5 protein-coding genes are annotated in these 15,490 nt (G+C 69.0%); 2 read left to right on the forward strand and 3 right to left on the reverse strand.

Features of this window, described 5'->3' with window-relative positions; all coding sequences use genetic code 11:
* Positions 1 to 39: 39 nt before the first annotated feature.
* The 3 genes from ACQP1K_RS23570 to ACQP1K_RS23580 form a co-directional block, all read right to left on the reverse strand.
* Positions 40 to 147: a WYL domain-containing protein gene (locus ACQP1K_RS23570; RefSeq protein ID WP_433497868.1), complete on the reverse strand. Its 108-nt coding sequence runs from the start codon at positions 145 to 147 to the stop codon at positions 40 to 42.
* Positions 148 to 471: 324 nt separating this feature from the next.
* Positions 472 to 3,819 (reverse strand): ATP-dependent helicase, encoded by a 3,348-nt coding sequence (locus ACQP1K_RS23575; RefSeq protein ID WP_433501629.1) that lies wholly within the window; start codon positions 3,817 to 3,819, stop codon positions 472 to 474.
* A gap of 59 nt (positions 3,820 to 3,878) precedes the next feature.
* Positions 3,879 to 7,178 (reverse strand): ATP-dependent helicase, encoded by a 3,300-nt coding sequence (locus ACQP1K_RS23580; protein ID WP_433497869.1) that lies wholly within the window; start codon positions 7,176 to 7,178, stop codon positions 3,879 to 3,881.
* Between the two features lie 391 nt (positions 7,179 to 7,569).
* Here ACQP1K_RS23580 and ACQP1K_RS23585 point away from each other — a divergent pair, with 391 nt between their 5' ends.
* Together ACQP1K_RS23585 and ACQP1K_RS23590 are read left to right on the forward strand one after the other, a co-directional pair.
* Positions 7,570 to 8,697 (forward strand): hypothetical protein, encoded by a 1,128-nt coding sequence (locus ACQP1K_RS23585; protein WP_433497870.1) that lies wholly within the window; start codon positions 7,570 to 7,572, stop codon positions 8,695 to 8,697.
* Between the two features lie 989 nt (positions 8,698 to 9,686).
* The gene (locus tag ACQP1K_RS23590) at positions 9,687 to 15,452 is read left to right on the forward strand and encodes a glycosyl hydrolase family 18 protein (protein ID WP_433497871.1); all 5,766 of its coding nucleotides are present in this window, start codon (positions 9,687 to 9,689) and stop codon (positions 15,450 to 15,452) included.
* The last annotated feature ends 38 nt before the right edge of the window (positions 15,453 to 15,490 follow it).

The following is a 15,490-nucleotide window of genomic DNA, read 5'->3' on the forward strand; positions in this document are numbered from 1 at the left end:
CGGAGACGTCGAGCGCCATGATCGAGGCGACGTACTGGCTCAGCAGTTCAACGGATTCGACCGCGGCCGCGCGATCCGATCGACGCGGAAGGTACGCCAGTCCGCCCGGTCGGGGTCGTAGGCGATCAGGTACCACCGGCCCTTCACTGTGACCGGATTGTGCGGCTCGACGCGGCGCGCGCTGTCCGCACCGGCACGGTCGAGGTGTCGAAGGTCAGCACCTGGCGGTCACGGCGGCACGAGACCAGCACCGCCACCGCCGGGAGACTCAAGCCCCCGAGCGGGTGGGTCGTTTCCCTCCGGGGCGTGGTTCCATCCACCCCGGAGGCCGTTTTCCTCCACCCCGACCGGTCGTACGCCTTTCGGTCTCCGCACTTATCTCGTTCCAATGCCGTCACGTTCAGTGGCTTCAAAGACACGATGCGTACCATCGGGATTGTATTTCGGCTGACCGGTCAATCCACCGACCGGTCAGTCCTCGGGCACTCGCCGGATGAGGGCCGCCAGCCCGTCGGCGTCGAGCAGGTCCACGGGACGGATCGTCTCATTCGACCGGACGTAGTGGAACGCCGCACCGACCTTCTCCAGCGGCACCCCCGCCAGCGCGGCCCAGGCCATACGGTACGCGGCGAGCTGGACCGAGGCCGTCTCGGCCGCCCTGCCCAGCGGCCGTTCGCCGGTCTTCCAGTCGACCACTACGAAGCCGTCCCCCTCCCGGAAGACCGCGTCCATCCGGCCGCGCAGCAACCGGTCGGCGATCACCGTCTCGAACGGGACCTCCAGGTCGAGCGGCTCACGCCCGGCCCACTCGCTCTCCTCGAACCGCGTCTGCAACTCGGCGAGCTGGATGTCGGCATCGGAGGGCTCGTCGGCCGCGCCGGGCAGATCGAAGTCGTCGATGAGGCGCTGCTGACCCCAGCGCGACTCAAGCCAGCGATGGAACGCCGTGCCACGCCGAGCCAGCGGCGCCGGTTTGCGTGGCACCGGCCGACGCACCTGGCGGGCGAACGCCGCGGGATCGGCGGCCAGCGTCACCAGCGACGACACCGTCAGCCTGGCCGGCAGCTCGACGACCGTCCCGGTCCGCCGCCGGTTCGTCTCGCGCTCCCTCAGCAGCAGTTCGGTGTCCCGCGCCCAGGACCGCATCCGCTCCCGATCACGCTCCCTGAGGCTCCGGGCCCGCAGGGCCGCCGCCGCGTCCTTCGCCGGTCCCCGGGCCCGTGCCTCCTCCGCCAGCGCCTCCTCCGCCAGCGCCTCTTCGACCAGTGCCTCCTCCGCCAGCGCCTCTTCGACCAGTGCCTCCTCCGCCAGCGCCTCTTCGACCAGTGCCTCTTCGACCAGGCGGGCGCCGTCGTCGACGCCATCGGCCACGGAGATGACGGGCCACTCCTCGCGGGCCGGCTCGGCGAGCAGCGGGTTCTGCTCGTCTTCGCCCTCACCGCTGTCGTGCCAGAGATCGATCCTGGCGCCCGCTTCGCGGATCTCCATCAGGAAATCGGACGGCTCCAGCGGCCGGGACGAGGTCCCCCACCGATAACCGGACGCCACCAGCAGATAGTGCGCCCTCGTCACCGCCACGTAGGCGAGCCGCCGCTCCTCCATCAGGTCACGCTCACGGCACCGCTGGTCGAAGTCGGCCAGGACGTCCTTCTCCAGACCGGCCAGCGCCGGCAGATCCGCCCGGTCGCCACGCAGTGGATAGGGCAGCTTGCGCGGGTTCCTGGTCCATCTCGAATTGGTCACCGGTGTGGCCGGGAAGACGCTTCCTCTGGCGATCTCCCCCTTCTGGGTCCTGACCTGCGACAGCCCGGGCACGATGACCACCGGCCACTCCAGGCCCTTCGACGCGTGGACGGTCATCAGCTTGACGCTGTTGGTGTCGCCCACGCGCCCGGCTTCCAGCCCGAACTCCTCAGCCTCCGCCGCCTTCAGATAGGCCAGGAAGGCGCCGAGGGTCGGATCCTCCGCGTCGCCGGCGAACCGGGCCGCCGCGTCGAGGAACGCGTCCAGGTCGGCACGGGCGGCGAGCGGGCCGCCGACCGCTCCGCCCCGCGCCGCGACCTCCACGTCGAGACCCAGCCGCCTCTCCACCTCGGCGATCAGTTCGGGCAGCGGCTGCCCGGCGCGCGCGCGCAGCAGCCGGAGTTCGAGAGCGAGTCGCGGCAGCCGCTCCCGCGCCGCCGGTGAGAACCCCTCCAGCCACTCGGTCCGCCGGTCGAACATCTCGGGTAGCTCGTCGAGGGCGTCGATCAGGCTGCCGCGCTCCTCGGCCAGGTCGAGCACGACCTGCTCCAGCGGGTCTTCGGCCCGATTCCCGCTCCGCATCTCCCGGTTGAGCTCCCGGGCGAGGTCGCCCAGCACCTTGAGGTCGGCCGGGCCGATCCGCCAGCGCGGACCGGCGAGCAGCCGTACCAGCGCGTCACCGGCCGTGGGGTCGTACAGCGTCCGCAGGGTCGCCACGATGTCGGCGACCTCGGGCACCGTGAGCAGCCCGCCGAGGCCCACCACCTCGACCGGGATGCCCTGCGCCGCCAGAGCCCGGCGCAGCGCCGGGAACTGCGATCGCTTGCGGGCGAGGATCGCGACGTCTTTCGGCTGCACGGCCTCCCCGTGCGGATCACGCTCTCCGTGACCCCAGGGCAGGCCGTCCGGAGCGCCCTCCCAGCGGAGCAGCGTGGCCACCCGCTCGGCGATCCAGGCGGCCTCGTCCTCGGCGGTCTCGTGGAAGGCGCACACCACTCGGCCGCGGCCGACCCGGTTGCCACCCGGGACCAGCACCGGCACCTGGCGTGCCTCGGCGCGCAGCGGACGCTGGATCTCGGCGGCGACGCCGAGCACGTGCTCGCCGTTGCGAAAGCTCGTGGAGAGCTGCCGCACGGGCGCGGGATCCCCGGCGGCCGTCGGGAAGTCCCGGGGGAACCGCGACAGGTTGCCCGCCGAGGCGCCGCGCCAGCCGTAAATCGACTGGCAGGGGTCGCCGACGGCTGTCACCGGGTGGCCCCCTCGGTACAGCGCCCGGAGCAGTACGAGCTGGGCGTGGCTGGTGTCCTGGTACTCGTCGAGCAGCACGACCGCGAACCGCTCCCGCTCGGACATCCCCACCTCTGGATGACGGGTGGCGATCCGCGCCGCCAGCGCCATCTGGTCGCCGTAGTCGATGACCTCGCGGCTCCGCTTCAGCCGTTCGTACGCCTCGACCATGGGCAGCAGTTGCTCGCGGATCTCCTGAGTGTCCACGGGCACCCGCTGGTCCTTGACGATCCGCCCGGTCAGGCCCGCCAGCCGCTCCCGCAGCCACCCGCCGACCGCACGCACGTCGTCGGCGCCGCACAGGTGCTCGGCCATCTCACCGGCCAGGTCCAGCACGGCCTTGGTGACGCTCACCGGCCCGAGATCGACCTTGTCCATCGGGCCGTCGTACTGCCCGACGACCCGGGCCGCCATCTGCCAGGCCACGGCCGGGGTGACCAGGCGCATCGTCGGCTCCAACCCTTCGCGGAGCGCGTGATCGGCGACCAGCCGGGCGGCGTAGGCGTGGTAGGTCGAGACCGTCGGCTCCGAGTCGAGCAGCTCCGGTGCCACCAGTCCGGCCTCCACCAGCCCGGTCAGGCGTCTGCGCACCCGGTCGGCGAGCTCGGCCGCGGCCTTGCGAGTGAAGGTGAGTCCCAGGATCTGCTCTGGCCTCGCCAGACCGTTCGCGACCAGCCAGACGACCCGTCCGGCCATGGTCTCGCTCTTGCCCGACCCCGCCCCCGCCACGACCACGGCGGGCTCGAGCGGGGCCTCGATGACGGCCGCCTGCTCCGATGTGGGCGGCATGATGCCCAGGCGGCGGGCGAGCCCGCCGGGGTCGAGCGCCGGATTCCCCACTGCCTCGGTCAGCACACCTGGCCTCCGTTGTCGTTGACCGGACAGGAGATCTTCGCCGGGCACGTGCGGCAGCCGTCGTTGACCTGGGCGACGAAGCGTGTCCGCGTCATCCCGGTCGCGACGTTCTCGACCAGATCCCTGGCCCAGTTGTGCTCGGGATCACCGTCGAGCGGCGGCTGCACCTGCTCGACCGCGTCCCCCTTGCTCCCCGCGGCCTTGCCCACCTGCAGGAGCGAAGCGCCCCCCACTCCGCTGAGCCGCTCGAAAGCGCCGAGCATCGCGGCGAGCTGGTACACCCCGAGCTGCGGGTGCCGGTCGATCTCGTCGTTCCTGGGCTTGCTGCCGCCGGTCTTGATGTCCACGATCACGGCACGGCCCTCGCCGTCGCGCTCCAACCGGTCGACCCGGCCGGTGATCTGCACGCCGTCCGCCACCATGACGGAGAACGCCTTCTCCGTATCGACCAGCTCGCGCTCGTTGCCCTTGTGCCACCGGGCGAACCGGTCGATCATCTGCTCGGCGACCCTGCGCTGCTTGCGGTTGAACCACACCCCGCCGAAGTCGAGGTTGTCCCAGACGTCGTTCAGCCGTTCGAGCAGGTCCACGCCGTCCTTGGTGCCCAGTACGGCTATCGCGTGGATGACCGTGCCGAGGTGCTGGCTGGTGCCCGACTCGCTCGCGCCGACCGCTCGCTCCAGCACCCAGCGCAGCCCGCATTCCGTGAACGTCTCGACGGCCGAGGGCGAGATCTGGACGATGCCGTTCCGCCAGTCGAGCGGCCGGTCGTCGGAGAGCTCCGTCTTCGCATACCACTCGCTCGGCGCGGCGCCGGGCACCCCGGCACGGGCCAGCCTGGCGAGGTGTGCCGCCGCCTCGCGGCGCAGCGCCTCCGGCTGGCCGATGTCGCAGACCACCGAGCGCAGGTCCGCCACGAGGGCGGGCATGCTGAGCCAGCGCGCCCGGTCGTCCGTCGTGGCCTTCTCGACGCCCTCGGGCAGCAGCTCGGTGAGGAAGCGGGAAGGGCGTTCCTCGGTGTCCTCACCACCGACGGCCGTGACGACCAGCCGGCGGCGAGCCCGGGTCGCCGCCACGTAGAACAGCCGCCGCTCCTCGGCGAGCAGCTTCGACGTGAGCGTGGCCGCCTCCGCTTCGGGCCCGCTCGGCTCCGCTCCGGCGGTCAGCTCGACCAGCGCGTCGATGCCGAGCAGCGATCCCCTCAGACGCAGGTCGGGCCAGATCCCCTCCTGCACCCCGGCGACCACGACGACGTCCCATTCGAGCCCCTTCGAGCGGTGCGCGGTGAGGATCCGTACGGCTTCGCCCTCGGGCGCGGACTCGGCGAGCGTGTCACCGGCGATCTCCTGGGAGGCCAGGTCGTCGAGGAACACCGCCACCCCGGCCTTGGGCAGGCGGTCGGTGAACCTGGCGGCGTGGTCGAACAGTGCGACGACGGCATCCAGGTCGCGGTCGGCCTGGGCCCCCCGGTACCCGCCGGACAGCCCGGCCTCGGTCCACCGCTCGGCAAGGCCGCTGGCCTGCCATATCTCCCACAGAGTCTCCTCGGCGCCGCGGCCCTGCCGTACTGCTTCGCAGGCCGATTTGAGCAGACGGGCGACCCGCTCGACCGGGGCCGCGATGTGCGGCTCCACGTGGATCAGCTCGTTGGTGTCCCACAGGGCGGCGACCAGCAGTTCGTCGGACGATCGCGGCACCCCGGGCCTGATGTCAGACCCCGGGACCGGTACGGCTTCGACGCCTTCGTCAGCGGCTGCGGCATCCGGCTCCCTGGCGACTTCGCCAGAGCCCGCGGCGGCCGGCTCTCCGGCGGCGGCTTCGTTCTCGGTGATTCGCAGTGCGCGCCTCAGCCGGCGGACTCCGATCATGTCCGTGCCGCCCAGCGGCCCGGTCAGCAGTTCCTCGGCCGTCGCGACGTCGAGCGCCTCCCGGCGGACCTCGGCGTCGGGCGACTCCCCGCGCACCGCGACCCTGAGCAGCGTGATGAACGGCCGCACACCGGGCTCGGCGACGATCGGCAGTTCGTCGCCCGCGACCGCCACCGGCACGCCGGCGGTCATGAGCGCACGTCGCAGCAGCGGCAGCTGCCGGGTCGTGCTGCGTACGAGCACGGCCATCCGCGACCAGGGCACCCCGTCGATCAGATGGGACCGGCGCAGCGTGTCCGCGACCACCGCGGCCTCCTGGCTCTCACTGTCGGCCAGCAGCACCTTCACCTCGCCACGCGCGGTCTGCGAGGTCGGCAGCAGGTCGCGGTGGCCTCCGCCGGAGCCCGGCAGGGGGGCGGCGGGCAGCCGGCGGGCGACCCGGCGGGAGGCGTCGAGCAGCACCGGGCCGCTGCGCCGGCAGACGCGCAGGGCGATGACCGGCGCGTCCCGCCCGTCCCGGGTCCGGAACCGCTGCGGAAACTCCAGGATCCCCCGCACGTCGGCACCGCGGAAGCCGTAGATCGACTGGTCGGGGTCCCCCACCGCGATCAGGTCGCGGCCGTCGCCCGCCAGCTGCCTGAGCAGGAACTCCTGCGCGGGATCGGTGTCCTGATACTCGTCCACGAGCACCACGTCGTACGCGTCCCGTTCGCGCTGCCGTACCTCGCCGTCCGCCAGCAGATCACCGGCGGCCCGAATCGACTCCGCGTAGTCGAGCGCGGGCACCGGGTCGATGTCGAAGCGGCTCTGATAGCGCGTGAAGAACCCGCCGGCCGCCACCCAGTCGGCCCTGCCCTGTGCCCTGCCCAGGCCGATGAGCGCGTCACCGTCGAGCCCGCGCTCCGCCGCCCGCGACAGGAAGTCGCGCAGCTCCTCGGCGAAGCCCCGGGTCTTGAGCAGCTCGCGCATGTCGTCCGGCCAGTGTCGCGCGCCGTCCTCCAGCTCGCCCAGGAGCAGCCGCCGTACCTCGAGAAGCTGCTCCGGGCCGGTCAGCAGCCGCGGCGGCGGCTCGTCGGCCAGCACGGCCTCGCGGCGCAGCAGCGCGTAAGCATAGCTGTGGAAGGTGAGGGCGAGCGGTGTCCTCGTGGTGCGGCGCATCCGTCCCGTGATGCGTTCGCGCAGCTCACCGGCGGCCTTCCGGCTGAAGGTGAGGACCAGGACCCGTTCCGGGTCGACGCCGCGCCGCTCGATCCGATCGACGACGGTCTCCACTATGGTGGTGGTCTTCCCCGTGCCCGGCCCGGCCAGCACGAGAAGCGGGCCGCTTTCGTGCTCGACGACGGCGCGCTGATGCTCGTCCAGCACGGGAATGTCGCGCCGTCCCAGGCCTTCCCGGCGCACCAGGCGGTAGTTCTGACCACTCACAACTCAGCATTCCACCAGATGACGGGTACAGATCGTGCCCGATCGCCCAGCCCTGTGGAAAAGAGTGACCGGTGCTCACACGTGGGGAGCGATTGACGGGCCCGCCTGGCACCTCTCAGCCGAAGAGCCCTGTCAGAGCAGATCGAGATCGGTGTCGCCGAGGCTTCCAGGTCGTCCAGGAGGGTCTGGGCCTGGGCCTGCCGAGTCTCGGGGCCGTCGACGCCCAAGACCGCGACCATCTCGGGGAGCGACGCGCGCAGAAGAGTCACGGCCCGCCGCTCGCCCAAGTTGATCGACAAGCGTCGCTGCCATCTGCATTCGACGGTGCGTAAGTTGGGCAGACACCCGTGTGTTCATACACAGATGCCTGCGTCCCAGTCAGAGGTGACCGGTGAGGAACTCCACTCCTGCCTTCGAGGTGCCGATGAGCCCGAGCGTGCAGCCGTACGGATCTCACTCGTCATGGCGCGGGGTGCGCCGTTATCTCAACGAGCACCGCCACCAACTCGCACAGGCCGCCGACCGGCTCTATCCGCACCTGCCCAAGGTCGGCTCGACGCACCTGCTCACCAGGGAAGCGTGGACGCTTGCCCACCCCATGGAGCTCCACCGGATCGCCCTGCGGTGGGCCGACCGGCCGCCTGTTCCCGTGGTGACCGGTCGGGAGGCGGAAGCCAAGGCCGCGCTCCCGCCGGGCATCCCGACGTACGCGCAGGCGATGGAGGCCCTCGACAGACCGCGGCTTTTCGAGAACCGGAAGTGCTACCGCCTGCTCGACGTGGCATGGCCGGAGCTGAGCTTCACCCGTGGCCACTACTTCGACGGGCTCGATGTCGGCGAAACCGCCGCCCACGAGTTCGCGGCCGCCACGCTCCTCGAAGTGACGGTACGGCCCTTCCGCCGGCTCGTCGGCGACCCTACCGACCTGCGTCGTCGGCCCGCGCTCCCGGCGATCTCCATGCTCACGCTGCGGCGCGACGACCACACCGGCACGATGACGTTCGTGCTCCACTGGCGGGATTCCGCTCGCGTCGCGCACGGCGGCGGTCTCTACCAGGTCATGCCCGTAGGGGTGTTCCAGCCCGCCGAGGAGACGCCCCACGCCGAGACGTGCGACTTCGACCTGTGGAAGTGCGTGGTCCGCGAGTACGCTGAGGAGTTCCTCGGGCGATCGGAGGCGTACGGCGACGCCTTCGACTATGGGACCTGGCCGCTCTATCGAGAGCTGACGGCCGCTCGTGAAAGCGGCCGGTTACGTTCCTCGGTGCTCGGGATGGGCGTGGATCCCCTCACCTTCGCGACGGACATCCTCGCGGTGACCGTGATCGACGCGAGCGTCTTCGACACGATTTTCAGCGAGGTCACCGCGTCGAACGAGGAGGGACATGTCGTCGGCGCGACGGGCATCCCGTTCGATGAGGCGTCGGTGAGCCGGTATGTGCACGACGAGCCGATGCAGGCGGCCGGCGCAGCCGTCCTCGAACTCGCCTGGAAGCACCGCCAGGCCCTCGTCTCATAGCCGTGACGTCGCGAGGCCTGCCCAGGACGTGAACCATGCCGCTTAAATCGGGATGCGATCGCTGCGGTACACCCCAGTGCGCGACCGCGTAGATCGGTCAGCGGCTATGAGTGCTTCCGCGATATGGCAATGACGGCCGGGCAGATTTGACGTGACTTCAACGCATGAGTCTCCGCTATTGCTATGGGTGGACTTGCGGAATTCGGCACCGGACAGATCGGGAGTGGGGAACGACGACATGGCTTACTCCCCTCGCCATGACGCGACGATGTACCCCCTCGGGATCGCTATCCCTGAGCCCGGCTCTGGTTATCTCAACGTCACAATGAACTGAATAACGGGGAAATGCTCTTTGAGCCATTCCCCGATCTTCTTCTGTCAGCTCACGTGAAGATGCGCGTCGACCTCGTCATGAGAACGACTCCGGGCAGGTAGAACGCGGCCGGTCCGGCTTGGCGTACTCGGGACGGTAGACGTGGCGTCCGATTCTGCTGCCCGTCTTCTCGGTGTAGATCCGATCCATCCGCCGGACAGGTCCAGTCACGAGCGCGATGACCGTACGGTTCTCCACCGGGCAACACCGGGCAACACCGGGCAACCAAGTGGCCGTGACGGCCTGTACGCACACGTCAGACGATCAACAGACCGCCACGAACCACCCTACCGCCTGGCGCTCTCGAAAAGATCTTGCCTTGCGACCGGCTCAACCTGAACCGCGTGCCGGCCGTTCCGGTCAAGCCCCCCGTTGCGCAGTTAAGGATGTCACAAATTACGGATACAAAAGGTCGAAAATGGCCTGACATCGAATGTTGACGCTTAGTTAGTCAAATGGTTATCACGTCTGCGTACCGTCCAGGGCGGCCACGAACAGCGCTTTTGCGCACAATCAGGACGGAAGCATGTCGCTATCATCACCGCCCGAAACCCCCGAACCCCCCGAACCCCCGTCCCCCGGCGCGCGATCGCTCAGGGGAGGATGGAGCCGCCGGGTGGCCGGCCTGCTGGCCCTGGTGCTGCTCACCGGGCTCCTCCAGATCGTCGTGCCGCTCGCACGGCCCGCCGCGGCGGCCGTACAGCAGCCCGCGATGACGTGGAACCTGCATGGGGCCAAGAAGACCGCGGAACTGGTTCCCGATCTGATGCGTAACCATAACGTCACCGTCGCGGCCCTCCAGGAAGTGGCCAACGGCAACTTCCTGGGCCTCACTCCCACAGAGCACGACGTGCCCTACCTCAAGCCGGACGGCACGACCTCGACTCCGCCGGATCCGCAGAAATGGCGGGTCGAGAAGTACAACCTCGCCAAGGACGATGCAACCGCTTTCGTAATCCGGACCGGCTCCAACAACCGCGGGCTCGCGATCGTCACCACCCAGGACGTCGGCGATGTCTCGCAGAATGTACACGTCGTCAATGTGACCGAGGATTGGGAAGGCAAGATGTTCCCCGCCCTGGGGGTGAAGATCGACGGCGCCTGGTACTACTCCATCCACGCCTCCACCACGCCGAAGCGCGCGAACAACAACGCCGGCACTCTGGTCGAGGACCTCTCCAAGCTGCACGAGACGGCCGCTTTCGAAGGCGACTGGGCCGCGATGGGCGACTGGAACCGGTACCCCTCCGAGGACTCGAACGCCTACGAGAACCAACGGAAGCATCTCAAAGGCGCCATGCGGACAAACTTTCCGGATAATCAGGCGGCGTTGCGCGAAGTCCTGGAGTTCGAGTCCGACGAACGCGTCATCTGGCAGGGTGCGAGGACCCACGACCACGGCGCCGAGCTCGACTACATGGTGGCCAAGGGAGCCGGTAACGACTACAAGGCCAGCCGATCGACGTCGAAGCACGGCTCCGATCACTACCCGGTGTTCTTCGGTATTGGGGACGATTCGGACACCTGCATGGGCGGCACGGCGCCGGTGGCGGCGAACGCGCCGCGTGCGGCCGCCACCGAGTCCTGTCCCCTGGACGACGATCTGCCGGCCGTCATCGTCTCGATGGGGGACAGCTATATCTCCGGCGAGGGAGGGCGCTGGCAGGGCAACGCCAACACCTCCTCCGGGGGCGACTCCTGGGGCACCGACCGGGCCGCCGACGGCACGGAGGTCTACGAGAAGAACTCCGAAGGCGGCGATGCCTGCCATCGCTCCGACGTCGCGGAGATCAAGCGCGCCGACATCGCCGACATCCCGGCGGAACGCAGGATCAACATCGCCTGCTCGGGCGCCGAGACCAAGCACCTGCTCACCGAGACCTTCAAGGGTGAAAAGCCCCAGATCGAGCAGCTCGCCGACGTCGCCGAAACCCACCGGGTGGACACGATCGTGGTCTCCATCGGCGGCAACGACCTCGAGTTCGCCGACATCGTGAGCCAGTGCGCCACGGCCTTCATGCTCGGGGAAGGCGCGTGTCACACGGACGTCGACGATACCCTTGATAGCCGGTTAGGCGATGTGAGCAGATCCGTCTCCGAGGTTCTGGCCGCCATCCGCGACACCATGATCGAGGCCGGGCAGGACGATACCAGCTACAAGCTCGTTCTCCAGTCCTACCCTGCCCCGTTGCCCGCGTCGGATGAGATGCGGTACACGGGCGATCACTACGACCGGTACACCGAGGGCGGCTGCCCCTTCTATGACGTCGACCTGGACTGGACGCGCGACGTCCTCATCAAAAAGATCGAAGCCACGCTGCGCGGGGTGGCCAAGAGTGCGGATGCGGCCTTCCTCAACCTGACGGACACGTTCACGGGGCACGAGCTGTGCTCGAAGCACACCCGGCAGGCGGAGTCCGGCGAATCGCTGGCGAATCCAATACTGGAACACGAGGCCGAGTGGGTGCGCTTCGTACCAGGTCTCACCACGCCGGGTGACACGGCCGAAGCCATCCATCCGAATGCGTTCGGCCAGCACGCCCTCAGTAGCTGCCTCAGCCAGGCCGTCCGGACGATGGACGATTCGGACCAGAGGTACTTCGAGTGCGACGGGCGGGACACCGGAAATCCCCGCCTCGTGTGGCCACGCAGTTCGCCCATCGACGCCGTCGTGGAGACCGCGGACGGTTGGCAGGGCGACGACTTCCGGCTCGCCGACCACTACATGTTCCAGCGCGGCGTCTACGCCCGCTTCAACCCGGACGCGGACCGGAGCGGCGCGATCGATCCGGGCCGAATCACCTTCGGCCAAACCGACGGATGGCTCGGTGAGGTGAAGGACACTTCGAACTGGCCGAGCCTGAGTGGAACCGACTTCGTCGACGGCATCGACGCCGCCGCCGAGGCACGCACCAGCACCGGTCACCAGCTGCTGCTGTTCCACAGCGGCGTTGAGGACAACCAGTACGTGCGGGTCGAGATGGCGCCGGGCACCACTGACGACCAGCTCGTCAGGGGCCCCGTGCCCATCACGAGGTACTGGCCCCTCTTCCAGGACACCCCTTTCGAATGGGGCGTGGATGCCGCCGCGGGGGACCAGCTGAACCGGGCGATGGTCTTCAGGCACGGCTATGTGGGGCTGGTGCAGGTCTCCCTCGACGCTCTCAGCGACGAATGGCTCGTGGAACCGACGTTGATCGGCTCGGCGATTCCGGCGCTGGAGGGCACCCCGTTCGAGACAGGGGTGGACGCGGCGATCGTGCGGCACCAGCAACCGACGGCCATGTGGGTCGACCTGATCAGCGGTACGCAGGTGGTGACGCTGCTGGTGGACTTGGACGATCTGTCGAAGAGCACGTACATGACGAGCATCATGGAGATCACGACGATGTGGCCGAGCCTGCGCGGCAGCATCTTCGACTGGACCGGCGGAGAGGCGTGGAAGCCGGAGAAGATGCAGATCAAGACCGGCGCGGGCGATCCCTACGACATGGACGCCGACGACCGGCAGGCCAAGCCTGCGGTGTCGGGCTCGCACGAGCAGTGCCGTCCGGAGGGACTCGCGCAGACCCCCGGCGTGGACACGCCGTACTGCGAGGTGTACGACACCGACGGCCGCGAATGGCTGGGCGGGAACGGGCACGACAGGCGGGTCATCGGCTACTTCACCGGCTGGCGCACCGGTGAGAACGACCAGCCGCGCTACCTGGTGCCGAACATCCCGTGGTCGAAGGTGACCCACATCAACTACGCGTTCGCGAAGGTCGACGACGACAACAAGATCTCCATCGGCGACCCCGAAGATCCGGAGAACCCGGCCACCGGCCTCACCTGGCCCGACGCCGGCGGCACCCAGATGGACCCGGACCTGCCCTACAGAGGGCACCTCAACCTGCTGGCGACGTACAAGAGGAGGCACCCGCAGGTCAAAACGCTGATCTCGGTGGGCGGCTGGGCCGACACGCGCAACTTCTACGCGATGGCCACCAACGCCGACGGCACCGTGAACCAGGACGGCATCGACACCTTCGCCGATTCGGTCGTCGACTTCCTCGACCGGTACAAGGACGCGTTCGACGGGGTGGACATCGACTACGAGTACCCGAGCGCACTGCCCAAGGCCGGCAACCCCGCCGACTGGGAGCTGTCGGATCCGCGCCGCAAGGGCCTGCAGAAGGGCTACAACGCGCTGATGAAAACGCTGCGCGAGAAGCTCGACCAGGCAGGCGCGGACAGGGGCCGCTACTACCTGCTCACCTCCGCTGCCTCCGCCTCGGGCTACCTGGTACGCGGCTACGACGCCGGGCAGGCCCTGAAATATCTGGACTTCGTCAACCTCATGTCGTACGACATGCACGGCTCGTGGAACAACTTCGTGGGCCCGCAGGCCCCGCTGTACGACGACGGGAAGGACAACGAACTGGAGGCCGCCGGGTTCTACTCGACCCAGGAGTATGACGAGACCGGCTACTTCAACGTCGACTGGGCCTACCACTACTACCGGGGCACGCTGCCGCCGGGCCGGATCAACATCGGCGTCCCCTACTACACTCGCGGCTGGCAGAACGTCTCCGGCGGTGACGACGGTCTGTGGGGCATCTCGGCCCTGCCGGACCAGGGGCAGTGCCAGCCCGGCACCGGCCCGGGCTCCGGTTCGGCCACCCCCCAGTCATGCGGCAACGGCGCGGCCGGCATCGACAACATCTGGCACGACCTGGGCGGAGCCGGGCAGGAGGTGGCGTCCGGCTCCAATCCGCTCTGGCATGCCAAGAACCTCCAGAACGGCATCACCCCCGGCTATCTGCGCGCCTACACCGACACCGGCACGGAGGCCGGCCGGCTCACAGGCACATACGAGGAGAAATACGACGACACGCTCGAAGCCTCCTGGCTGTGGAACCCGGACAAGAACGTGTTCCTGTCCACCGAGAACAACACGTCGCTCGACGCCAAGATCGAATATGTCAAGGACAACGGGCTCGGCGGCGTCATGATCTGGGAGCTCGCAGGCGACTACACCCGGTCCGGCAGCGGTGAGTACGGCATGGGCCACGACCTGACCACCCGCCTCGACGACGGGCTGCGCGACTCCGGCGGCTACCGGACCAGCCGGGCCGGCGAGACGGAGCCGCCCGATGATGTGGTCGACGTCAAGGTCGAACTCGTGGACTATCCCACCGAGAAGGATCCGGCAAGCACGGACGACCCGTTCTATCCCATGCGCCCCACGCTGCGCATCACCAACGACACCGACACCACCCTGCCGGCGGGGACCGAGATCTCCTTCGACATCCCCACCTCCACACCGCCGATCCTGAAGGACGAGAACTACCAGGAATTCGGCAAGAACCTCGTCATCGATGAGGGGCGCAGCGGCGCCAACGTAGGAGGGCTGAAGGCCGACTTCCACCGTGTTACCGTCACGCTCGGCTACTGCGAGGACCTGGCGCCGGGTGCCGAGCGCGACATCATCCTGCGTCACTACCTGCCTCTCACCGGTCCGGCCAACACCACCGTCAAGACCGGCGGCCACACCTACGGTTCCACCCAGGACGGCCAGGGCGGCACCACCACCGTCACCCCGGACACCTCCGGCGCCGGGCTCGCCTGCCAGGCCGAGCAGTGGCAGCCGCACCCCTACAACCCGCACGGCACCTTCGCCTTCGAAAAGGACGGCGACAGCTGGCGGATCGTGGACTGGGTCGGCGGCAACGTCCTGGACCACCCCGCCAGCTGGGACACCGCCTATCTGGTCGAGAACCAGCCGGGCAACGAGAACCAACTGTGGAGTGTGGACGAGGACGGCGGCTCGGGCTGGTACCGCATCAAGAGCCGTGGCAAGTGCCTGCAGGCCGACGGCATCCTCGAGTCGCTCAGCGTGCACGAATGCGACGGCGAGCCGCACCAGTGGTGGCAGTTGCGCATCATGACGGCGGGCGAGACCGACATCATCGCCACCGGCGCCCCCGCCCCCGGCACCGGCTACCAACTGGTGTCCTACGAGGACGACTACGACGAACCCGCGTACGTCGCCGAGGGCAAGAACAGCGGCAACGAACCCGGCACCGCCCTCGTCGCCGGCGATCCCGACGGCACCACCGCGAGCACCGTCATCTGGAACGGCTTCTACTGGCGCGCCAACTACTGGACCACCGCCAGTGACGAACCGGGCCAGAGCACGGCCTGGAAGAAACTCGGACCCGCCCCTGGGGCGGCCCTGCTTCAGCGGGACCTCGCTACAAGCGGCGACGGCCCGCAGAGTACACCACGACCCACCACTGGCACCGGCCGCCAAGCGGCCGACGCACCGACCGGTCCCCGCGAAGGGAACCCGCCCAACCCGCACATGAAGCCCGCCCTGCCCGCCCCCAAGGCCCGATAGGGCACAGACGAACGATCCCCGTACGGCACCCCCGTCCC

This window comes from Sphaerimonospora sp. CA-214678 (genome assembly GCF_050942215.1).
Classification (GTDB): domain Bacteria; phylum Actinomycetota; class Actinomycetes; order Streptosporangiales; family Streptosporangiaceae; genus Sphaerimonospora.

Coding starts and splice junctions, on each gene's coding strand:
- ACQP1K_RS23575 (WP_433501629.1), bottom strand. CDS start 3,819: ATGCCGCCCACATCGGAGCAGGCGGCCGTCATCGAGGCCCCGCTCGAG.